This is a genomic window from Aeromonas sp. s10, assembly GCF_040907975.1.
Classification (GTDB): Bacteria; Pseudomonadota; Gammaproteobacteria; order Enterobacterales; family Aeromonadaceae; genus Aeromonas; species Aeromonas caviae.
Window position 1 is genome coordinate 243,915 of the sequence record NZ_JBFOCV010000033.1, and the last position, 21,881, is coordinate 265,795.

The window sequence follows — 21,881 nt, forward strand, 5'->3', positions numbered from 1 at the left end:
TTGAAAAATCAGCACGTTATATGTCGCGTTTGCCCAGCTTTCGCCATGCAAACACCGCCAGATGCAGCAGGAAGAGACCCGAGCCCCCCAGCGCAAACAGCAGGCCGGTCAGGGCGTTGACCGAGGTATCGGCGCCGCACCACCACCAGACCAGCCAGCCGACGACCCCGATGAGAAAGGTCTGGGCGGCGCAGACCGGGCAGCGCCCGAGCTTGGCCCTGATGGCGGTGGCCAGGCAATCCTCGCAACTCATGATGGCGCCTGCCGCTCATCCCCCAGCGCCAGCACCAGGCGGTGGGCATGCTGGCCGGGCCCGTAATAATCGGGCAGCCGTACCCCGGGGCGAAACCCCAGCCCCTGATAGAGGGTCCTGGCTTCTGGGTTGGCGTCGGCGACCTCGAGGCGAATCGCCCCCCAGCCGGCCTCGCGCCCTTCACGGATCACCTGCTCCAGCAGGCGGCGTGCCCACCCCTGACGGCGGACGGTCCAGCGGATGGCGAGGGTCTGGATGATGAGACGATCCCAGCCTTTGTGCTCCAGCACGCTCAAATAGCCCATCACCTGCGCCTTCTCGTCTTGCAGCAGCAGGGTGCGCCCCTTGGCCTGATTGAGCAGATAGTGCCAGCGGCTGCGGCCGAAGGCGACCTCGGGGGGAAAACAGTAGCGTTCCAGCTTCACGATGGCGCCCAAATCATCGGCTCGGGCGGCGCGCACGGTCAACACGGGGAGTCCTTGTTCGGTTATTTATCCTCAGCACCAGAAATGCGACTTGTATCACAAGTTACCAAGGCAGAATATTAGGCACTGTAACCTCTTGTTTCCCCTCGCGCCATTGTCGTGCTTGTCGGTGCATCGAAGCCCACTGGGGATCCTGCCGTTTCTGGCAGTCCTTTCTGTGGAGCCTGAAAATATGAGTACCTATGTCATCGTCGAGGAGCCGGGCGACTGGCCCTGCCATGCCGACTATCTGCTGACCGCCCGCACCTACCTGCAACACGGTCTGCCCACCACAGGGGGGCGTCCGCGCATCATCAACCTCTGCCGCAGCCTGGAACACCTGGGGGCCGGCTATTACTGCTCCCTGCTGGCCCAGGCCCGCGGCCACCACTGCCTGCCGGGATTGCAGGCCATCAGCCGGCTGCAACCCCAGCAGCCCCCCGCCAAGCTGTGGCGCAAATTGCAGGGCTGGCTGGCCCAGCAGAGCGAAGACAGGATCCGGGTGCGCGCCATCTTCGGCCAGTGCGAACAGAGCGAGCTGGCGGGACTCGCCCGCTATTACTACGGCCTGAGCCAGTTGCCGCTGCAGGAGCTGACCCTCAAGCGCGGTCGCCACGGCTGGTCGGTGCGCCAGCAGGAGAGCCTGTCACCGCTGGCGCTGAGCCCGAGCGAGAAGGCGCTGATGGTGCAGCACGCCCAGGCGCTGGTGGGCACTGGGGACGAGGAGCAGACGGCACCACGCTACCAGCTCGCCATCCTGGTCGACCCCAACGACGGCCGCGCCAGCAGCGATGCCCTGGCGCTGGAGCGTTTCATCAAGGCGGCCGCTGCCCAGGGGATCCAGGCCGAGATCCTGCCTCCCTCGGCCATCGAACGGTTGCCGGAGTTCGACACCCTCTGGCTGCGCGCCGAGACCGCGGTCGGCCACTACACCTTCGAGTTTGCCCGCCGTGCCGAGCAGCTCAAGATGCCGGTCATCGACAGCTCCCGTGCCATCCTCGCCTGCAGCAACAAGCTCTATCTCTACGAGCTGATGGTGCGCAGCGGCGTGCCCATGCCCCCCACCACCGTCGTGACCCGCCGCGGCCGCCAACATGTGGACGAACTGGTGCAGCGCCTCGGTCTGCCGCTGATGGTGAAGATCCCCGACGGCGCCCAGGGGCGCGACCTCGCCATGGCCAGCGATGACATCCAGCTCGCCCGCCTGCTGGACGAGGGGCTGGCCCGCTCCGCCCTGCTACTGGTCCAGAGCCGGATCCCTGCGGAGTTCGACTGGCGCATCGGCTTTCTCGACGGCTCGCCGCTGTTCGCCTGCCGCCGCTACCGACCCGAACCCGGCAACCGCATCCGTCGCCGCAAACACCCCCTCGACATGAGCCGCATCGAGGCGCTGCCCCTCAGTGAAGTGCCGGAGCGGGTGCTGCAAACCGCCCGCCGCGCCGTGCACCAGCTCGGCAACGGCCTGTTCGGGGTGGATCTGCGCCAGCAGGGCCAGGGCTGCGTGTTGCTGGAAATCATCGACAACCCCTGGATACGTGGCGATATTGAAGACAGGGAGGCAAAGGACCTCTACGAGCGCCTCGCCCGGGCCTTCCGCCAGCGGCTGGAGAACCGGGGGCAGAGCGCGACAGGATAACAAGCATCGCGAGCAGAGGTGGATATGATGACAATGCAGTGGTGGAACATCGCGCCCCTTGGCTGGGAGAACATCCTGGTCTGTCTGGTGTGTGGCACCCTGGTGGGGCTGGAGCGGCAGCTTCGCGGCAAGCCGGTGGGGATCCGCACCTCTTCCCTCATCGTGCTCGGCACCTACTGTTTTCTCGCCATCGGCGCCGCCGTCAGCCCTCAGGGCGCCGATCAGGCGCGGGTGCTGGGTCAGCTCATCACCGGGGTCGGCTTTCTCGGGGCCGGGGTCATGATGACCCGGGATGGTCAGGTGCTGGGGGTGACCTCCGCCGCCGCCATCTGGATGCTGGCCGCCCTCGGCGCCCTCATCGGCATGGACATGCTGCATCAGGCGCTGCTGCTCACCGTCGTCACCCTCTCCATCCTGGTGGGGGTGGACTATCTGGAAGCCAGCTTCAAGAGCCTGCGCCGCGGGGTACACAATCGGCTGGAACACTGGCGCCACGGGGCCGAGCCCTCGGTCTCTTCCCGCCGGGACGATCTGGGCAGCGGCATCGAGAAGTAAGCCGCCACCATGAAAAAGGGCTCCATGCTGGAGCCCTTTTTGTTGCCTGCCTCCCTCAGCGCACCAGCAGGAAGCGGCCAGTGAGGGGTGGCAAGTCCACCGTCACGCTGCTGCCACCGATGGCCAGATTCTCGCCGCTCTGCAGATCCACCAGGGCGCTGCCGCTGCGCAGCTTGCCGACCGGCACCGCGTAGCTCTGGAGCGTAGTGGAGACGTTGAGCAGGTAGACTACTTGCTCGCCCGCCGTCTGCTTGATGTCGCCATAGACGCTCCCCTCGGCCACCAGCTTGACCCGCTCCCCCTGATAGAGGGCGGGGTGGGCGGCGCGCAGGGCCAGCAGATCGCTCAGCCACTGCTTGAGCTCGGCCTGCTCGCTGCTCGGCACGAAGCCGGTGACACCGGGAACCTTGCCATCGCTGCGAGCCACGTGATCATCGCAGAGCCCCTGGGCCGCACAGTCGCCCCCCACCTGACTGGCAAAGCCAGGCACCTCGTCGCCAAACTCCTCGCCATAGTAGAAGGTAATGGGACCTGAGCGGGCGGCCATGAAGCTGAAGGCCGCCTTGTGGCGCTGCCAGTAGTCCGCCCCATTGAAGTTGCCCCGCTCCAGCAGATCGCCGAAGCGCACCAGATCGTGGTTGCCCAGCATCAGGTTGGGCATGGCGTGGTCCGGGTAGTTCTCCACCTTGTTCCAGCTGGCGTCGAGCACGCTGGCCCCCTGCCCGCCCTTGCCGGACTCTTCCACCGCCAGCGCCTGTACCAGGCCGTAGCGCAGGGGGAAGTCGAACGCCGAAGAGAGCGCCGGGTTGTCGCTCGGGCCATAGGCCTGGGCGCGGATCTCGTCAGCGCCCTTCCACACTTCCCCCACCATGTAGCCGAGGGTGCCCCACTGCTGGCCGGCGGCCTTGCGCGCCGCGCTGGCCCGCGCCACCTCGCTGCGAATGGCGCGCCAGTCATCCAGCCCCAACTGATAAGCCTGATCGAGGCGCCAGCCGTCGATGCCGTACTGCTCGACCCAGTAACGGGCCACCTCCTTGAAGTAGGCCAGACTCTCGGGCTGGCCGTAATCCACCAACTGGCCCGGGTAGCCTGCGCCGCCGCTCTTGAGGGCAGGCAGCCGCCCCTCTGGTGAAGGCTTGCTCACCCCCACCTTGTTGACGTGGCCGAACACCCCGTCGAGGAAGACATAGAGCCCGCGCTGGTGCGCCCCGTCCACCAGTTTTTTAAGCTGGGCGTTGCTGCCGAAGTTGGGATCCACGTTGAAGAAGTCGCAGGCGAAGTAGCCGGTGGCATCCAGCCGGTCGTCCCCGGCCTGGCCGGCGCAGGAGTCAAACACCGGCGTGAGCCAGATGGCGTTGACGTTGAGGCTCTTGATGTGGTCGAGGCTGTCGATGATCCCCTGCAGATCGCCGTTGTGCCGGGAGGGGCCGTAGCCGACGCCGTAGTTGGCGCTGCCGTCGCCGTCGACGAAGGACTCCACCATCACCTGGTAGGTGCGCAGGTTGCAGGCTGGCTGATCATTGCCGTAGCAGGCGCGGCTGGCCGACGCGGGGGGCGGATTGACCACCGGAGGCTGGGGGTCACTGCTGCCACCGCCTCCCCCGCTGCCGCAAGCCGTCAGTAACAGGGCGGCCCCGATGAGGCCGCCACGACGCAACGTTCCTTGTTTCATTGTTATGTTCCCGCTGTGGTGGATGGGCGCCCAAAGCGCCGCACTGGGGTCATGATAACGACCTGACCGACGCGGGTCTGTGACTGAAAACGTTACCTGACTCAACGAGTTAGCATGTCAGAAGCGATGCATGTTGCGATCGGGGAAGGCGGCGCGCTCGTCGATGGGCAGGATCAGGTGGTAGACCTCGTGGGCCGCCAGGGTGAAGCCCGAGGGCCACGCCAGTTGATGGCGATCATCGATGAAGACACGGGCGAAGCGACGCTCGGTCTCCATGGCCACAAACAGCGGCTGGCCGCGCCAGGGGGTGAGATCCAGCACGCCTGTGGTGCCGTCGGAGAGCACCACGAACAGAGACCAGCCCTGCACATATTCCACATCGATGAAGACCGGCATCCCTTCGGCTCCGATTGAGAAATCCGGCGCCATTATAGGCACGACCCTTGTCTCGATGTGCCAGCAGGATCACAGTTTCCCCAGCGTTTTATGCTCTCTTCGAACCCTGCATCCCGTCACAAAAAATCATAAAACGTGCCAACCTCTCCATTTATACCCCATGCCCATGCAACCTTTGCCAGGTGCCACTGTCATACTCCTGCACCATAACAACAATGCGCCCGGGGACTGGGCGCAAACAGGTTTGCAGGAACAATATGACCACCATCAGACAATGGCTGGGACCGGTTTGGCCCATCGCCGTCTTTTCATTGATCGCGCTCATCTCCCTGACCGTCAGCCGCCTTGGCCTGGGGCTCTGGCAACTGGAACGGGTGGATGCCGTCTCTGGCTGGCAGGAGATGCTGCTGCAAGGCATTCGGGTCGACGTTGCCACCCTCTGCTGGGTCTGGGGCGTACCCGCCGTCTTGACCCAGTTGCTGGCCGGGCCCCACGCGCCGGGGCGGCTCTGGATGCAGCTTATCCGGATCTGGCTCACCCTAGGGCTCTGGCTGATGCTCTTTCTCGAGATCTCCACTCCCGCCTTCGTCACCGAATACGGGGTGCGCCCCAACCGCCTCTATGTGGAGTACCTCATCTATCCGAAGGAGGTGCTCTCCATGCTGTGGGCTGGCCGCAAGGGCGAGCTGCTGCTGGCCGTGATCTTCAGCGGCGCCGTGCTGGGCGGTGGCTGGTGGCTGAGCGGCCGCCTGGTGCGTGACCTAAGCTTCCCCCGCTGGTACTGGCGCCCCGCCTTCGCCCTGCTGATCCTCGCCATCGGCTTCCTCGGCGCCCGCTCCAGTCTCGGCCATCGCGCCCTGAATCCGGCCATGGTGGCCTTTGCGGACGATCCCCTGGTCAACGCCCTCACCGTCAACTCCGCCTACTCCCTCTTCTTTGCCATCAAGCAGATGGGGGCCGAGGAGGACGCCAGCCAGTTTTACGGCAAGATGGCTGACCATCAGGTACTCGACATAGTCCGCGAGGAGAGCGGTCGCCCTCTCGGCGATTTCACCTCTGCCGATCTGCCGAGCCAGACCTTCAACACGGCCAGCTACCAGGGCAAGCCCAAAAACCTGGTGATCCTGCTGCAAGAGAGCCTGGGGGCCCAGTTCGTCGGCTCCCTCGGCGGCCTGCCGCTCACCCCGAACATCGATGCCTTGTCGAAAGAGGGTTGGGCGTTCGAGCAGCTCTACGCCACCGGTACCCGTTCGGTACGCGGCATCGAGGCGGTGCTCACCGGCTTCACGCCGACCCCGGCCCAGGCCGTGGTCAAGCTCGGCAAGAGCCAGACCAACTTCTTCACCATCGCCGACCTGCTCAAGCAGCGAGGCTATGACACCAGCTTCATCTATGGTGGCGAGAGCCACTTCGACAACATGCGCAGCTTCTTCCTAGGCAATGGCTTCACCACCATCGTCGAGCAGAAGGACTTCAAGAACCCGGTGTTCGAGGGATCCTGGGGCGCCTCGGATGAAGATTTGATGGCCAAGGCCAACGAGACCTTCGCGGCGCTGCACAAGGAGGGCAAACCCTTCTTCAGCCTGGTGTTCAGCTCCAGCAACCACGATCCCTTCGAATTCCCCGACAACCGCATCGCCCTGTACGAGCAGCCCAAGCAGACCCGCAACAACGCCGCCAAGTACGCGGACTACGCCGTCGGCGAGTTCTTCAAGAAGGCCAGGGCATCGGACTACTGGCAGGACACCCTGTTCCTGGTCATCGCCGATCACGACAGCCGGGTCGGGGGAGCCAGCCTGGTGCCCATCCCCCGCTTCCACATCCCGGGGGTCATCCTGGGGGACGGCATAGCACCGAGAAAGGACCCCCGCATCGTCAGCCAGATCGACATGGCCCCGACCCTGCTCTCCCTCATGGGCATCAGTGCCGACTACCCCATGCTGGGCAAGGATCTCACCCGCATGCCCGCCGACTGGCCGGGACGCGCCATTATGCAGTACGACAAGAACTTCGCCCTGATGCGCGGCAAGGACGTGGTGATCCTGCAGCCCGAGCGGGCGCCGGAAGGCTTCATCTACGAGGATGCGACCGAAACGCTCACCCCGGCGCAGCAGCCGGACACCATGAAGGATGCCGCCCTGGGGCTGGTCCTGTGGGGCAGCCTGGCCTATCAGCAGGGGCTCTACCGGACGGCGCAGGACAGCCGGCTGGCTCTCAACTGAGGGACCGCCCACAAAAAAACCGCCCTCGGGCGGTTTTTTCTTGCGGCTCGCCCCGTCAGGGGTGGGGGAAGCAGGGAAGCGAGCGGCTGAACCTGTGCTCGAACACCAGGGAGGTCTCGAGGTGCACCACCTCTTCCCGGGAGGTAAAGTGATCGAAGACGAAATTGCGCAGGTGTTCGGTATCGGAGACGCACAGGTGCACCAGGAAATCATCCTTGCCGCCCATGTGGAACAGGCTGATCACCTCGGGCAGGGCCAGGATGGCGTCGCGAAACGCATCGATGATCTGGCGGCTGTGACGGGCCAGTTGCAAGGAGACCATGGCCTGGATGTGACCGCCCAGGGCCTGGTAATCCACCTCGCAGTGCGCCCCCTTGAGCACGCCATCCTGCTGCAGCTTGCGCACCCGCTCCAGACAGGTGGACGGCGCCACCCCGACCAGGGCCGCCAAATCCTTGTTGGTCATGCCCGCATCGCGAAACAGATGGGCCAGGATGTCCAAGTCCAGTTGATCCAGGTTTCTCATCTTTACTCCTTGCATCGCTCGATTTTTTTAGACTCTGCCCGTAAACCGGGCCGAACACAACGCAGATTGACATCGCCTCCGGCCCCTCTATGCTGTGCCGCACCCGCGGGATGCCGATCCCGTTGACCCCGACCACCACGAGGAACCCCATGCTCAGTGCCCATCCCTTCTGGAGCCTGGACGTTCCACGGCTCGACGGCCAGCTCCTGCTCACCCCCTGCCCCGGCAGCCAGCAGGTCCCCATGGCCGACGCCCTTGCCCAGTTGCAGCTGGCCGGTGCCGGCGGGGTGCTGACCCTGATGACGGTGGAGGAGCTGGCCCTGTGCGGGCCCCTCTCTCTCGGGCAGCTGGTGCAGGCCAGAGGCATGAGCTGGTTCCATCTGCCCATTGCGGATGACGAGGCACCGGATGCCGCCTTCGAACAGGCCTGGCCCGGGGTGCAACCCCGACTGCTCGCCCTGCTGCGCGAGGGACGGCACCTTGCCATTCACTGCCACGGAGGAAGCGGGCGTACCGGGCTGGCGGCCGCCCTGCTGCTGATGACCCAGGGGCTGCCCCAGCAGGAGGCCATGACCCTCATCCGGGCCAGACGGCCACGGGCCTTCACCCTGGCCTGCCACCGTCACTGGCTCGATACCCGTGGACGGCTGCTGGCCGGGGCGGACTGATGGGCTCTATCCCTTGGGCTGCTGGTAGGTAAACACCTTGCCGATGTCTTCCACCTTGTAGCTGGTCAACTGGTAGACGTAATAGTTGAGCCAGTTGGAAAACAGCAGGTGACCGTGGCTGCGCCAGGTGGCGCGCGGGGTCTGGCTTGGGTCGTTGTTCGGGTAATAGTTGACCGGAATGACGGGGGTGAGCCCGGCCGCCAGATCCCGCCTATATTCCCCATCCAGGGTCAGGGCGTCATATTCCGGATGGCCGGTGACGAACACCTGGCGACAATCCTTGGTGGCGGCCAGATAGACGCCCGCCTCTTCCGACTCGGCGAAGATCTGCAGATCGGTGTGGGCGCGGATGAGATCCCCGTCGAAGGCCGCATAGCGGGAGTGGGGCGCCACGAATTCGTCATCGAAGCCGCGCAGCAGCGCCTCGTGCTCGTCGAGGCGGTGGTGGCGATAGACCCCGGAAAGCTTCTCGCCGTGGGTCTGCTTTTCCATGCCGTACAAGGCTTTCAGCGCCGCCTGCACCGCCCAGCAGAGGAAGAGGGTGGAGGTGACATGCTGATGGGACCACTCGATGATCTCGACGATGCGGGGCCAATAGACCACCTCCTCGAACTCCACCAGCCCGAGCGGCGCCCCCGTGATGATCATGCCGTCGTAGTTGTTGCCTCTCACCTGCTCGAAGTCGTGATAGAAGTTCTCCAGGTGCGCCTGGGGCGTGTTTTTCGACTCCCGATCGTCGATGCGCAACAGATCCACGTCCACCTGCAAGGGCGAGTTGGAGAGCATCCGCATCAGCTGGATCTCGGTTTCTATCTTCTTGGGCATCAGATTGAGGATGAGCACCCGCAGCGGGCGGATGTTCTGGGTGACGGCCCGGGATTCCGTCATCACGAAGATGTTCTCCTGCCCCAGCACTTCGGCGGCGGGCAACTGGTCCGGGATCTTGATCGGCATGCTGACTCCCTGTACTGCATCGGTAAATATGTCTGGACATCTAGAAGCCTATAATAAAGCGCTCCCGCTGTCATCAGATACCTTTTGTATTCACCCCGCCCTTTGACTAGCATACGGCTCAGTGTGTCCCTCGTGCCCAACCCCATGACAGGAATCAAGATCTCCGTAGAACGGCTGCAAGTCGGCAATTATGTCTCCCTGCCTTTGGGATGGCGTGAGCACCCGTTTCTGTTCTCCAGCTTCAAGCTCAAGAGCGAGGAGGAGATCGAGCTCATTCGTCGCCTTGGCCTCAAGCTGGTGACCATCATTCCCGACAAGAGCGACACGCCGCCCAAGCCCCTCGGACAGACCCAGTCCCAGGCAGATGAGGTTGAGGGAGAGGGTCTCCTCGCCCGCCAGGAGGAGATGCAGCAGGAGAAACTGCGGCGCATCGAGCAGTTGCAGCGCTATCGCCGCGACCTGCAGCAGTGCGAGAAACAGTTCCGCCAATCCCTGGCCCAGGTGCGCAACCTCATGGGCAAGATCCAGTCCCGCCCCCTCAACGCCATCAGCGAGGCCCAGGAGCTGATCAACGCCATGACGGAGCAGCTCCTCTCGGTGGACGAGATGGTGCTGCACCTGGTCTCTGACAGCGATGATGGCAACAGCCTGCAGTTTCACTCCCTCAACGTCAGCGTGCTCAGCATGCTGCTCGCCCGGGAGTGCAAGTTGCCGGCCGAGGCGATCCGCCAGGTCGGCATGGGGGCCCTGTTCCACGACATCGGCAAGCTGAGGATCCCGAGCCAGATCCTGCGCAAGACGGAGCCGCTGACCAAGCCGGAGCAGAACCTGATGGCCCAGCATCCCCGCTACGGCCTGGAACTGCTGGGGCTGGTCAGCGATTTTCCGGAAGCGGCCAAGCAGATAGTGCAGAACCACCACGAGTACCTGGACGGCACCGGCCCCCAGGGGCTCAAGGGGGATCAGCTCGATCCCCTCACCCAGATCGTCTCCCTCATCAACGAGTACGACAACCTCTGCCACCTGGAGGCCAAGGTGCCCTACGCGGCCCTCGGCAGCCTCTACAAGCAGCGCAAGTCCCAGTTCAACGCCGATCACCTCGGCATGCTGATCCGACTGATGGGGGTCTACCCCCCGGGTAGCGTGGTGCAGCTTTCCAACGGCCAGGTGGGGCTGGTGATGTCGGTCAACGCCTCCCGCCTGCTCTACCCCGCCGTGCTGGTATACGACCCCCGCATTCCGCGCCAGGAGGCAGCCATCATCGACCTCGACGCGGCCGGGCTGACCATCGCCAAGGTGATCCAGCCCAAACGCCTGCCCCCGGCGGTGTTCGAATACCTCAACCCCCGCACCCGGATCAGCTACTACTTCGAACACGGCAAGCCCTGAGAGGGCTGGCCCCACCCAAGGAGTCCCCATGCGCATCGAGATCATCAGCACAGGCGACGAGATAGTGACCGGCCTGGTGGTGGACACCAATGCCGCCTGGCTCAGCGCCCTCTTGCTGGAGCAGGGCTGGCAGGTGCGCCGCCGCGCCACCGTGGGGGACAACCTCGCGGATCTGACAGCCGTGCTGCAGGAGAGCGCCAACCGCGCCGAGGTGGTACTGGTGTGCGGGGGGCTCGGCCCCACGGCGGACGACCTCACCGCCCAGGCCGCGGCCGAGGCGTTTGACCAGCCCCTGACCCTGTTCCCGGACTGGCTCGCCACCATGGCCGAACGCTATGCCAGCCGGGGCCGCACCATGGCACGGAGCAACACCAAGCAGGCCTGGCTGCCCCGGGACTGCGAGATCCTCGACAACCCGGTGGGCACCGCCTGCGGCTTTGTGGTCCGCCACCCGGCCAGCCACGGCCAGAGCCGGCTCTTCTTCACCCCGGGCGTGCCGTTCGAGTTCAAGCAGATGGTGCGCGAACAGATCATGCCCCGCCTCAAGGCGCTGGCCGGGGAAGAGACCGACACCGAGCTGCGCCGTTTCTACACCTTCGGCGTCTCGGAGTCCGCCCTCAGCGACATGCTGGATGCGGCCCCCTGGCCTGCCGGCATCGAGCTGGGCTACCGCTCCTCCATGCCCCTCATCGAGCTCAAGCTCATCGGCCACGGTGCCAGCACCGCCGACATGGACGCCGCCGAGGCGAGGCTGCTTGCGGCCATCGCCCCCTGGCTGGTGGGACGTGGCAACGAGGCGCCTGCCAGCCAGATCCTGGCCCTGCTGGGGGAGCGGTCGCTGCACCTGCAGGAAGGGGAGAGCCGGGGCGCCCTGCTGACCATGTGTCACGGGCACCCAGCCCTGACCGCCGGCTTCAGCCACACCCTGAGCGACGATCTGACTCAACTGGCGGTGCCCGCAGCCCCCCTGAGCCTCACCATAGGCCGTGCCGGGCCGGACGGCGTGCCGCTGCTGCTCTGCGCCGACGGGCAACTGCACGGCCAGACGCTCAAGGTCAGCCACCCGGATCCCGCAAGCGGTCGCCGGATCCTCGCCTTCGCCGCCCTCGACATGCTGCGCCGCCACCTGCTGGGGCTGCCGGTGCTCGCCGACTACCTCACCCTGACCCGAACGGCCAGGTGCCAGGAGGGCGCCCGGGGCTAGAAGTGAGCCAAGCCTGCACCGCCATGGACCCAGTACCCGGCGAGCGCCAGGGTCAGCAGGCAGAAGGCCCTCTCGTAGCCCCCGCCGCTCTTGAGGGGCAGGCCGGGCAGGCGAAAGCGCCGACGCCAGGGCCAGAGCAGGGGAATGCCCATGGGGGTGAGCCAGTCCCCCAGCAGATGGCTGAGATAGCCCACGATGAGAGCATCCTTCACCGCCCCCGACAGCAACCAGGGGGCTTCCACCTGGGCCAGCCCCCAGACCCCCATCCCCACCGCCAGCAGGCTGTGGGTGAAGCCGCGATGGCCGAACAGCCGGGAGAGCGGCCCCGAGATCCAGGGCAGTTGCCGCCCGAGCAGGGAGCGGGGGTGATCGAGATCCGGCAGCAGGGCGCTCGCCAGGGCCATGGGAACGATGTGCCACAGGCTGGCATCGGCCAGGGCCGGAGTCAGTTCAACCTTGTGGGCAAGCAGGACGCAGGTGACGGAAAACAGCAGGTGGCCTTGGGCGGTCATGGGGCTCGTTCGGTTGGACAGAAAAAGGGGCTGATCGGTGGCGACCAGAGTCCTCGCCCTGGGGCGGCGGCAGATTAAAATCCTTCTCTTCCTGCCTGGCAAGGTGATTTGCATCGCCTCCCTCAACGTGATGGACACTCTGGATAGCGAAAGCATAAAAAGTCAGCATATTGCGCTAAAAAACTGCAATGGAGCCCATGGCATGGCCGGCTCTGCCCCTCTCCCGTCAGCCGATATTTCCTCAACCCGGCTCACCCATTTGCATTCAGATCGTTGACCCGGAAGGAAAAATACCCGAATACTGCGCGTTGGATCCGCCCCGGCGGCATTGGATGCCGGCAAGGAGAGGCCCCAGCATGGGGCAAACCGGACAGGGACAACGAAGGAGGGCCCGGTGTTAAGCAAAGCGTGGTTTCAGCTGTCGGCCGACATGAGCTATGTCTGCCTGCGCATCACCCCGGGCCTCACCGAGCCCATCCAGGAAAGCGACGTCCTGGCCCTGCTGCGACTCTCCAACTGTCGGCGCTACGAACCCCTCGGCGAGGGGATCCGCGAAGCCGTCACCCTGCTCAACGCCCTCATCGCAGAGCCGGATGCCCCCGCGCATCCGCCAGTCCCCATTGCCCGGCGCCAGGATGCCAGGCTGCTCATCCAGGTGGACAAGGACCAGATGAGCGCCAGGGCGCAGATCACCGCGGACTGGGGCGGCCAGCCCCTGACCCTGGCCCGGTTGCAGGAGGCCCTGGCGGCCAGCACGGTCAAGCAGGGGGTGAGCGAGCGACTGCTTGCCGCCGCCATCCAGGCAGCGGGTGAGGCGGCCCCCGGTGCCCAGCTCAATCCCGTCATCGCCCTCGGCAAGGCCGCCAGGCACGGCCTGGATACCCGCCTGGAGCGGCTGGTGGAGACCGCAGCCGAGCGGATCCTCAAACCCCAGGAGCGGGATCACGGCAAGGTGGACATGCGCGACCTCGGCACCCTGCTCACCGTCAAGGCGGGGGCGTTGCTGATGCGCAGGCACCCCGCCACCCAGGGCATCGACGGCTTCACCGTGACGGGCCAGACCCTGACCGCCCGCCACGGCAAGGAGAGCGCCATGACGCCGGGTGACGGCACCTGCCTCTCCCCCGAGGACCCGGACCTGCTGCTGGCGACCCGCCCGGGGCTCCCCTGTCAGGAGCGTGCCGGGATGCGGGTCGACGAGGTGCTCAACGTCAAGCAGGTCGACATCCGCCACGGTCACGTCGAGTTCGAGGGATCCCTGCTGGTCACCGGGGACGTCATGCCCGGCATGCGCGTCAAGACCAGCGGTGACGTGGTGATCGGCGGCTTCGTCGAGGGCGGCTACATCGAATCCGGCGGCACCATCACGGTGCGCAACGGCATCATAGGGCGCAAGCTGGCGGACGACGAATACCTCTGCCACCTCAACGCCGGGGGGGAGATCCACGCCAGCTATGCCCAGTACGCCAGGCTGGAGGCCGATGGCGACATCCATATCCTGAGCCAGCTCAGTCACTGCTATTGCCGCAGCGGCCAGGATCTCAAGGTGGGGGACAGCGCCATGCGCAAGGGGCACCTCATCGGCGGCATCAACATCGCCAATCGGCTCATCATGGCCCCGGTGCTCGGAGCCTCGGCGGCCAACCGGACCCGGTTGCAGATCCTCGGTGGCTATTTCAGCCAGAAGGAGCAGGAGCTGGCGCTGCGCCAGCGCAAACAGACCTGCGCCGAGCAGATAGACAAGCTGCAGGATCTCATCCTGCGTCTGCTGCAACTGCCCCGTGACAAGCGCAATCCCGAGACCCTGCAGAAGATCAAGGCGCTGCGCACCCGCCAGTTCGACGAGAGCAAGAGCCTGGACGAGCAGCTCGTCGAGGCGCAGCGGGAGCTGCAGGCGCTCATGGCCAACATGGACATCATCGCCACCCAGCGCCTCTTCCCCGGCGTCGAGGTGGAGATGGCCCATCACCACAACAGGGTCGACATCGAGCACGGCCCCATCCACTTCGCCATCCGGGAAGATCAGCTGCAACTGACCCCCTACCAGGGCCAGCGCTGAGGGGCAACGTGCCCCCGCGTCGGCAGGCGGCGTGATCCCGGCGGCGATTTTCGCTACACTCGGCCTCCCCATGGCCCCATCGGGCGGGCCGGCCAGACTCAGGTAGTGAGAAGATGTACAAGCTGATCGCATTGGATATGGATGGCACCCTGCTGACCCCAGAGGGCCGAATCTCCCCCCGCACCCAGGCCGCCATCGCGGCAGCCCGCGCCAGGGGCGTGACCGTGGTGCTGGCCTCCGGCCGCCCGCTGGAAGGCATGACCGCCGCCCTGACCGAGCTGGGCCTCACCGGCCAGGATGACTACGTCATCTGCTACAACGGCGCCCTGGTGCAGCAGGTGTCCGAGCAACGCATCATCCGCAGCCAGTTGCTGACCGGCAGCGATGCCCGTGCCATCGCCCACCTGGCCTGTGAGCTGGGGGTGAACATCCACGGCTTCTCCGTCCGCCAAGGGCTCATCAGCCCAAGGATCAGCCCCTACACCGAGCACGAATCCCGCCTCATCGGTCAACCCATCAACCTGGTGGACTTCGCCACCCTGCCCGACGACGAGCAGATCATGAAGGTGATGATGATTGACCCAGAGCCCCTGCTCTCCCGTGCCATCGCCCAGCTGCCCGCCGAACTCCACGAGCGCTATACCGTGGTGCGCAGCGCACCCTATTTCCTCGAGTTCATGAACAAGCGCAGCAACAAGGGCACCGGCGTCGCCGCCCTGGCCGAGCACCTGGGGCTGGATGCCTCCCAGGTGATCGCGGTGGGAGATGCGGGCAACGATCACCACATGATCGCCTACGCCGGACTCGGGGTCGCCATGGGCAACGCCACCGACGAGATCAAGGCGCTGGCACAGCACACCACGGGGCGCAACGATGAAGACGGGGTCGCCCAGGTGATCGAGCGTTTCATCCTGAACGCCTGAGTCGACAAGGGGCCCTGTGGGCCCCTTCTGCTATCCGGCCGCCCGGCCAGATGTTTAATATATCCACCATCAAATCGCTCACCGCACCAGGCATCCCCCCTCAATCCCCTTTAAATTGGACTCAGAGCCGTATCCCGGTATCAATGGTTAACATAATTGCATCATTTTGTTTGACATATTGAACGGCCTTGGCAGACTGAAGGCAGGATCCAGGCTGTCGTTGCCAAGGCTGACCGACGATTCTGGCACGCTGGCGCGACCCTGATCCCACGACCATGCCTTGAGGCATGCCCTTGCGAGCCGAGGCGGCAAGGGCCTTCCCAAGGCGCTGGATGAGACCGCCAAGGATAGCCAAGGTGACCTATGCCCAACCCCAGTTCCCATAACAAACCCGTCGTGCTGATGACCATGGGGGCCCAGACCCGCAGTGGCCACGCCTACCAGGTCATGACCCACAAATACATCAAACCTCTGGTGGAGATCAGCGGCTGCGTGCCGCTGCTGGTGCCCACCTGCTGTGGCACCGAGGATCTGGAGCAGTATCTGGACCTCGCCGACGGGGTCTATCTGAGCGGTGCCGGATCCAACATCGATCCTGCCCTCTATGGCCAGGAGAACCTCACCCCGGAGAAGCCCCAGGACAGGGACAGGGATCTGTTCGATATTCCCCTGGTGCGCGCCGCCCTCGACCGTGGCCTGCCGATCCTCGGGATCTGCCGCGGCATGCAGGAGATCAACGTGGCCCTGGGGGGCGACATTCACCAGAAGGTCTATTGCGAGCCGGGTTATGACGATCATCGGGAGGATGCGGATGACCCGGTGGACGAGCAGTATGGCGAGAGCCATCAGGTCGAGCTGGTGCCCGGTACCTGGCTGGCCGAGCTGATGGGGCAGCCGTCGATTCCGGTCAACTCCCTCCACGGGCAGGGGATCAAGACGCTGGCCAAGGGGCTGTCCCCCCTGGCCCATGCCGAAGACGGGCTGATCGAGGCGATCCACGCTCCCGCCCTCTCCCCCTTCCTGCTGGCGGTGCAGTGGCACCCGGAGTGGAAGGCCAGCGAGAACCCCCACTCCATCAAGCTCTTCACCGCCTTTGGCGACGCCTGCCGTCGGTTCAGGCAGCAGGTCGGCTAGTCGCCGACCCCTTGCCCTTGAGCCTGGGCAGGGCCCCGTGCATCGGGGGCTGCCCAGAGGCATCCGACGTGGCGGGCCTGTGACCCCCCCACGCCATCAAGCTGTCCACTGCCTTCGGCGACACCTCCTGCCCGCTCAGGCAGCAGACGGGCTAGTCGCCGAATCCCTTGCCCTTGAGCTTGGGCAGGGCTCCGCGATCAGGGCGCAGGGTACGGCAGACATCCAGCCCCTTGAGGCCCCGCTGGATATGGTCCGGGGCCTGCCCGAGCACCATGCCGTTGCCGCGATAGAGACGGGCATCCTCCAGCTCGAACAGCTCGCCGCCGATGAGCAGTTGCTCCCGACCATTCACCACCTTGCCCCGTTTCAGGGGCAGGGTCATGTCCACCTGGATCTCGCCGGTGGCACACCCCTCGCGCCAGCGCGCCTCGTCGGAAAACGGGGAGATGGCGATCTCCCGCCAGGATCCGTCCCTGAACTCCATCCGGTAACGGTCTTGCACCAGATCGCATCCCGCCAGCATCACGGGGATCGCCAGCCAGATGACACCCTTCATTCCCTTCACGCCCTTGCTCCCTTGTTGTTATTGCCAGATATAGATCACGGAATCTGTCCCTCATCCCCAGCTCAGAGCAGCAGGGTGGCCAGATCCTGCAACTGCCCCAGCTCCACATCCGGCAGCAGCGACAGCGACTGCCAGGACTGACCGCTCTCGTTGAGCCAGGCGGCCCGAAAGCCGTGCAGCCTGGCCCCCAGCACGTCGGTCACCGGGTGATCCCCCACATGGAGGATGCGGCCGGGGGGCAGCCCCAGGGCCTCTTGCACCTGCACGAACATGTCGGGCGCCGGTTTCATTCTGGCTCCCGCTCCCGCCTTGCAGACCAGGGTGAAGTAGCCAGCCAGGCCCGCCTGCTCCAGATCCAGGTTGCCGTTGGTGATCACCGCCAGCGGGTAGCGCGCCGCCAGACGAGCCAGCAGGGCGTGAGTCGCCTCGCTCACCTCTATCTTCGAGCGCTCGGCCATGAAGCCGGTGAACACCGCCCTGGCCTGCTGCTCCGCCAGCCCGGGCTCCATGCCCCCCTGCACCAGGGCCTCGCGAATGCCCCGCTGGCGCGCCAGGCTGACGTCGTGGCTCAGCGCCGGGTGGTCCAGCAGCAACTGGCGCTTGAGCGCGAGCCAGCGCGGCTTGTCCAGCATGGCGGTAGCCAGGTATTCGCTGCGCAGGTGGTCCAGCATCCACTGTTCCGCCCGCGCGATGGCGGGGCCGTTGTCATAGAGGGTGTCGTCCAGATCGAACGAGATGGCGGCCACCGGCTGCCAGCGACGGTAAAACTGCATGGCTGTTCCTCTTTACTCCCCATCCTCTGGCGTTGCGGGCTCCCGCCTGACTCGGGCGACGTGGAGATTGTCATCCCCGCAGATCGCACACCACATCACTCATCCTCCGGCGTTTCCGGATCCCGCTTCGCCCGCGGGTGGGCACTGTCATATACCTTGGCCAGATGCTGGAAGTCGAGGTGGGTATAGATCTGGGTGGTGGAGAGATCCGCATGCCCCAGCAGCTCCTGCACCGCCCGCAGGTCGCCGGAGGATTCCAACATGTGGGTGGCGAAGCTGTGGCGCAGCTTGTGGGGGTGCACGTGGGCATTGAGAGCCTGCTTGTTGCCCCAGCCGTCGAGCCGCTCCTGTACCGAGCGGGCCGAGAGCCGCTGCCTGCGCTTGGAGACGAACAATGCCTCCCCCTCGTCACCGGCCAGCAGGGGGCGTACCTTGAGCCACTTGTGCAACCACTCCACCGCCATCCGCCCGATGGGCAGCACCCGCTCCCGCGAGCCCTTGCCGATCACCCTGAGCTGGCGCTCCTCGAGCTTCACGTCCGCGAGGTTGAGCCCCACCAGCTCGGCAAGGCGCAGGCCGGAGGAGTACATCAACTCCATGATGGCGCGATCCCGCACCGCCAGCGGATCCTGCTCGTCGGTGATGTTGAGCAGCTGGTACATCTCGTCCACGTCCAGGTTCTTGGGCAGGGGCCGCCCCTGCTTGGGGGTGACGATGCCCCGCGCCGGGTTGGCGGTGAGCAGCCCCTGGCGCACCTGCCAGTCGCAGAAGCTGCGCAGGGCCGACACCTTGGTGGCAAGGGAACGGGGCGCCAGCCCCCCCTTGTGCATCCGGGTCACCAGACTGCGCACCTGGCTCGCCTCGAGCCGGGCCCAGTCGTCGAGCCCGAGCTTCACCAGCTCGGCGGTCATGGCTTCCAGATGGGCCTGATAGTTGCTGCGGGTGTGGGGGCTGAGCTGGCGCTCGACCCTCAGGTATTCGATAAAGGCGTCCAGCTCCCCCACCAGTGCGACCGGCAGAGGGTCGGCGGCAGGGAGCACCTTGGCAGGGGATCGGGTCGTTGCCTTAGCCACGGGCCAGCTCGGGCAGACGCAGCTGCAGCAGACGCCCTAGCTGACCCAGCAGCAGGGTGTCGTTGTGGGGGGTGAAGTGGCTGGGATCCGAGCTCGCGAAGGCCAGCACGCCGAGCTCCCCGAGCCGCATCAGGGCCACCGAGTTGACCAGCACATCATTGCCAAACAGCGCCTGCTTCTCGCTCTGGTTGAGGCGGCCGAAATAGTAGTCCGTGCCGGGCAGGCGCTGCCCCAGCAGTTGTTCGAGCTGTTTGCCCTGCGCCAGGAAACGCTGCTCGGGGCCGCTCAGCTGGAAATGCCTGGGATTGAGCCAGAGCCGCAGGCCGGTGAGTCGCAGCCGCTGGACGAAGGCCTTGCCCATCACGGCGCTCAGCTCGAACAGGGTCTGGCAGCCGTAGATCTCCCCGTAGAGATCCGCATAGACCCGGAAGATCCGCTCGTTCTCGCTGGCGACCCCCATCAGTTCGGTGATCTCCTGCTCCAGCTGCTCGATGCGCTCCCGCTGTCTGTCCAGCTGGCGCTCCACCAGGGAGATGGTGCCCTTTTGCGCATGGGGAATGCGGATCTTGTCCAGCATGGCCCCGTGACGCAGGAAAAACTCGGGATAACGGGCCAGGTACTCCAGCACTGTGGCTTCATCCACCAGTGATTCCTGCCGTTTGAGTTCGCTCATAACTTGGTTGATCCATCCGAAAAAGGGGCCAAGGGCCCCGATATGATCCGTTGATGGAGCGGGATCACCCGCTCCTTGTCTACAACTCTATCTGGCCGTCAAAGACGTGCTCGGCCGGCCCCGTCATGTAGACGGGCTGACCCGGTCCCTTCCAGGCGATGGTCAGCTTGCCACCCGGCAGGGTGACGGTGACCCGCTCCTTGAGCTTGCCCTGGCTGATGCCTATCACCACGGCCGCACAGGCCCCGGTCCCACAGGCCAGGGTCTCCCCCACCCCGCGCTCGAAGACTCGCAGCTTGATCTCGCTGGCGTTGACCATCTCCATGAAGCCGACGTTGACCCGCTCGGGGAAGCGCTCGTGGCGCTCCATGATGGGTCCCAGGGTCTCCACCGGCGCATCGGCCACCGAGGGCACCTCGATGACGCAGTGAGGGTTGCCCATGGAGACGGCACCGCACATCACGGTGTGATCCTGGGCCCGCAGCAGATACGTCTTCTCCGCCTTCTGGGCACGGAACGGGATCTTGCCCGGCTCGAACTGGGGCACCCCCATGTTGACCGTGACCTGGTTCTCCCCTTCCAGCTGCAGAGTGATGCGGCCCCGGGCGGTACTGACCGCGATGCGATCCCGGTTGACCAACCCCTTGAGACGCACGAAACGGGCGAAGCAACGGGCCCCGTTGCCGCACTGTTCCACCTCGCTGCCGTCGGCATTGAAGATGCGGTAGTGGAAGTCGAGCTCGGGGTCATAGGGCGGCTCCACCAGCAACAGCTGGTCGAAGCCGATACCGAAGTGACGATCCGCCAGCTTCTTGATGATGTCGTTGCTGAAGAACACCTTCTGGGTGACGCCATCCACCACCATGAAGTCGTTACCGAGGCCGTGCATTTTGGAAAACTCAATCAACATCGCGCGTTCCTGTCTCACCGTTAATCACGCTCTCACATGGAGGAACGCTGAAAATCCATCCATCACGGCAGCAGGTGCTCGCCACGCCAGAGATCCGCCAACTGCTCCCGCTCACGGATGAGGTGCGCCTGGTCACCGTCCACCAGCACCTCGGCCGCACGGGGTCGGGTGTTGTAGTTGGAGGACATGGTAAAGCCGTAGGCGCCAGCGGAACGCACCGCCAGCAGGGAGCCCTCGGCAATCGCCAGGGTACGCTCCTTGCCGAGGAAGTCGCCGGTCTCGCACACCGGGCCCACCACGTCATAGAGTGCCTTCTCGTGGGTCGCCCGGCTGTCCACCTCGATGATGTTCATCCAGGCGCCGTAGAGGGAGGGGCGCAGCAGATCGTTCATGCCGGCGTCGATCAGGGCGAAGTTGCGGGTCTCGCCGGGTTTGAGGAACTCGACCCGGGTCAGCAGCACACCGGCGTTGGCGACGATGGCGCGGCCCGGTTCGAACAAGAGGGTCAGATCCCGGCCCGCCAGCTTCTGCTTGAGCGCCTCGGCATACTCGGTGGGGTGCGGCGGCTGCTCGGCGCCGTAGTTGACCCCCAGGCCGCCGCCCACGTCCAGGTGATGGATGTGGATGCCTTCCGCCGCCAGCTCGTCGATGAGCTTGAGCAGCTTGTCCGCCGCCTCCATAAAGGGATTCAATTCAGTGAGTTGCGAGCCGATGTGGCAATCCACGCCCTTGATCTCGATGTGGGCCATGGCCGCCGCCTTGCGATAGATGGCGGGCGCCTGTTCGATGGGGATGCCGAACTTGTTCTGCTTGAGGCCGGTGGAGATATAGGGGTGCGTGCCTGCGTCGATGTCCGGGTTGACCCGCACCGAGACCCGCGCCTTCTTGCCCATGCTGCCTGCGACCCGGTTGAGGCGCTCCAGCTCGGCTTCGGACTCCAGGTTGAAGCAGAGGATCTCTTTTTCCAGCGCAAGGCGCATCTCGGCTTCGCTCTTGGCGACACCGGAGAAGACCACCTTGGCCGGATCACCGCCCGCCGCCAGCACCCGGGACAGCTCGCCGCCGGAGACGATGTCAAAGCCCGAACCGAGACGTGCCAGCAGATTGAGCAGGGCCAGGTTGGAGTTGGCCTTGACCGCGTAGCAGATCAGGTGGGGAATGTCGCCAGCCGCCTGGTCGAAGGCATGCCAGTGGCGTTCCAGGGTGGCGCGGGAGTAGACATAGAGCGGAGTGCCGTACTGGTCGGCAAGCTGTTGCAGGGGAAGCTGTTCGGCCTGAAGCTGACCGTCTGCGTCGTAGTTAAAGTGATCCAAGGGGGCG

The 21,881-nt window shown here is 65.2% G+C and carries 22 protein-coding genes; 9 read left to right on the plus strand and 13 right to left on the minus strand.

All coding sequences use genetic code 11. From position 1 onward, the window contains the following. Positions 1–16: 16 nt before the first annotated feature. Both AB5Y59_RS10305 and AB5Y59_RS10310 read right to left on the minus strand, forming a co-directional pair. Positions 17–253, minus strand: a complete 237-nt coding sequence (locus AB5Y59_RS10305; protein WP_041212265.1) for a DUF3624 domain-containing protein — start codon at positions 251–253, stop codon at positions 17–19. Then, a complete protein-coding gene (locus tag AB5Y59_RS10310) occupies positions 250–723 on the minus strand; it encodes a GNAT family N-acetyltransferase (RefSeq protein WP_103259406.1) in 474 nt (157 codons plus the stop codon). Before AB5Y59_RS10310 ends, AB5Y59_RS10305 begins: the two co-directional genes overlap by 4 nt. A gap of 187 nt (positions 724–910) precedes the next feature. Here AB5Y59_RS10310 and AB5Y59_RS10315 point away from each other — a divergent pair, with 187 nt between their 5' ends. Together AB5Y59_RS10315 and AB5Y59_RS10320 are read left to right on the plus strand one after the other, a co-directional pair. After that, complete coding sequence (locus AB5Y59_RS10315) at positions 911–2,353, plus strand: RimK family protein (RefSeq protein WP_041212263.1); 1,443 nt, start codon at positions 911–913, stop codon at positions 2,351–2,353. Positions 2,354–2,377: 24 nt separating this feature from the next. After that, entirely contained in the window at positions 2,378–2,908 is a 531-nt protein-coding gene (locus AB5Y59_RS10320) for an MgtC/SapB family protein (RefSeq protein WP_069785416.1), read from the plus strand. Between the two features lie 55 nt (positions 2,909–2,963). Here AB5Y59_RS10320 and AB5Y59_RS10325 read toward each other — a convergent pair whose 3' ends face one another. Together AB5Y59_RS10325 and AB5Y59_RS10330 are read right to left on the minus strand one after the other, a co-directional pair. Further along, positions 2,964–4,580, minus strand: coding sequence for an alpha-amylase family glycosyl hydrolase (locus AB5Y59_RS10325; RefSeq protein WP_368211940.1), 1,617 nt, complete (start codon positions 4,578–4,580; stop codon positions 2,964–2,966). Positions 4,581–4,697: 117 nt separating this feature from the next. Then, a complete protein-coding gene (locus AB5Y59_RS10330) occupies positions 4,698–4,976 on the minus strand; it encodes a DUF2442 domain-containing protein (RefSeq protein ID WP_203763959.1) in 279 nt (92 codons plus the stop codon). A 257-nt stretch (positions 4,977–5,233) separates the two neighbouring features. Between AB5Y59_RS10330 and AB5Y59_RS10335 the strand changes: the two genes are divergently transcribed. Continuing rightward, positions 5,234–7,198, plus strand: coding sequence for an LTA synthase family protein (locus AB5Y59_RS10335; protein WP_368211941.1), 1,965 nt, complete (start codon positions 5,234–5,236; stop codon positions 7,196–7,198). A 55-nt stretch (positions 7,199–7,253) separates the two neighbouring features. Here AB5Y59_RS10335 and AB5Y59_RS10340 read toward each other — a convergent pair whose 3' ends face one another. After that, positions 7,254–7,724 carry an Lrp/AsnC family transcriptional regulator gene (locus AB5Y59_RS10340; protein ID WP_010672715.1) on the minus strand — a complete coding sequence of 157 codons (471 nt, stop codon included), beginning with the start codon at positions 7,722–7,724 and terminating at the stop codon, positions 7,254–7,256. Positions 7,725–7,873: 149 nt separating this feature from the next. Between AB5Y59_RS10340 and AB5Y59_RS10345 the strand changes: the two genes are divergently transcribed. Beyond that, positions 7,874–8,392, plus strand: a complete 519-nt coding sequence (locus AB5Y59_RS10345; RefSeq protein ID WP_223945520.1) for a tyrosine-protein phosphatase — start codon at positions 7,874–7,876, stop codon at positions 8,390–8,392. A 6-nt stretch (positions 8,393–8,398) separates the two neighbouring features. Here AB5Y59_RS10345 and metA read toward each other — a convergent pair whose 3' ends face one another. Then, a complete protein-coding gene (gene metA, locus AB5Y59_RS10350; RefSeq protein WP_010672713.1) occupies positions 8,399–9,346 on the minus strand; it encodes a homoserine O-succinyltransferase in 948 nt (315 codons plus the stop codon). A 144-nt stretch (positions 9,347–9,490) separates the two neighbouring features. Between metA and AB5Y59_RS10355 the strand changes: the two genes are divergently transcribed. Then, positions 9,491–10,735, plus strand: a complete 1,245-nt coding sequence (locus AB5Y59_RS10355; RefSeq protein ID WP_048209258.1) for an HD-GYP domain-containing protein — start codon at positions 9,491–9,493, stop codon at positions 10,733–10,735. Between the two features lie 28 nt (positions 10,736–10,763). Beyond that, positions 10,764–11,939, plus strand: a complete 1,176-nt coding sequence (locus tag AB5Y59_RS10360) for a competence/damage-inducible protein A (RefSeq protein WP_368211942.1) — start codon at positions 10,764–10,766, stop codon at positions 11,937–11,939. Here AB5Y59_RS10360 and AB5Y59_RS10365 read toward each other — a convergent pair. After that, entirely contained in the window at positions 11,936–12,451 is a 516-nt protein-coding gene (locus tag AB5Y59_RS10365) for a metal-dependent hydrolase (RefSeq protein ID WP_010672710.1), read from the minus strand. The genes AB5Y59_RS10360 and AB5Y59_RS10365 overlap by 4 nt on opposite strands. Before the next feature lie 394 nt (positions 12,452–12,845). On the opposite strand from AB5Y59_RS10365, the gene AB5Y59_RS10370 reads away from it, so the two are divergent. The 3 genes from AB5Y59_RS10370 (at position 12,846) to AB5Y59_RS10380 (ending at position 16,567) form a co-directional block, all read left to right on the plus strand. Continuing rightward, a complete protein-coding gene (locus tag AB5Y59_RS10370; protein ID WP_042880970.1) occupies positions 12,846–14,510 on the plus strand; it encodes a DUF342 domain-containing protein in 1,665 nt (554 codons plus the stop codon). Between the two features lie 113 nt (positions 14,511–14,623). Continuing rightward, positions 14,624–15,433 (plus strand): sugar-phosphatase, encoded by an 810-nt coding sequence (gene yidA, locus AB5Y59_RS10375; protein ID WP_041214347.1) that lies wholly within the window; start codon positions 14,624–14,626, stop codon positions 15,431–15,433. 363 nt (positions 15,434–15,796) lie between these two features. Continuing rightward, positions 15,797–16,567 (plus strand): gamma-glutamyl-gamma-aminobutyrate hydrolase family protein, encoded by a 771-nt coding sequence (locus AB5Y59_RS10380; protein ID WP_368211943.1) that lies wholly within the window; start codon positions 15,797–15,799, stop codon positions 16,565–16,567. 151 nt (positions 16,568–16,718) lie between these two features. On the opposite strand, the gene AB5Y59_RS10385 is transcribed toward AB5Y59_RS10380, so the two are convergent. The 6 genes from AB5Y59_RS10385 to lysA all read right to left on the minus strand — a co-directional run bounded on the left by AB5Y59_RS10385 (position 16,719) and on the right by lysA (position 21,874). After that, a complete protein-coding gene (locus AB5Y59_RS10385) occupies positions 16,719–17,123 on the minus strand; it encodes a hypothetical protein (RefSeq protein ID WP_010672705.1) in 405 nt (134 codons plus the stop codon). A gap of 71 nt (positions 17,124–17,194) precedes the next feature. Next, positions 17,195–17,905, minus strand: coding sequence for an HAD-IA family hydrolase (locus AB5Y59_RS10390; protein WP_041214346.1), 711 nt, complete (start codon positions 17,903–17,905; stop codon positions 17,195–17,197). A 95-nt stretch (positions 17,906–18,000) separates the two neighbouring features. Further along, the gene (gene xerC, locus AB5Y59_RS10395; protein ID WP_216944974.1) at positions 18,001–18,978 is read right to left on the minus strand and encodes a tyrosine recombinase XerC; all 978 of its coding nucleotides are present in this window, start codon (positions 18,976–18,978) and stop codon (positions 18,001–18,003) included. Continuing rightward, positions 18,971–19,651, minus strand: coding sequence for a DUF484 family protein (locus tag AB5Y59_RS10400; protein ID WP_010672702.1), 681 nt, complete (start codon positions 19,649–19,651; stop codon positions 18,971–18,973). The genes xerC and AB5Y59_RS10400 overlap by 8 nt, the downstream gene beginning before the upstream one ends. Before the next feature lie 79 nt (positions 19,652–19,730). Then, positions 19,731–20,561, minus strand: a complete 831-nt coding sequence (dapF, locus tag AB5Y59_RS10405; RefSeq protein WP_029313578.1) for a diaminopimelate epimerase — start codon at positions 20,559–20,561, stop codon at positions 19,731–19,733. A 62-nt stretch (positions 20,562–20,623) separates the two neighbouring features. Next, positions 20,624–21,874, minus strand: coding sequence for a diaminopimelate decarboxylase (gene lysA / locus AB5Y59_RS10410; RefSeq protein ID WP_039039806.1), 1,251 nt, complete (start codon positions 21,872–21,874; stop codon positions 20,624–20,626). Positions 21,875–21,881: the final 7 nt, after the last annotated feature.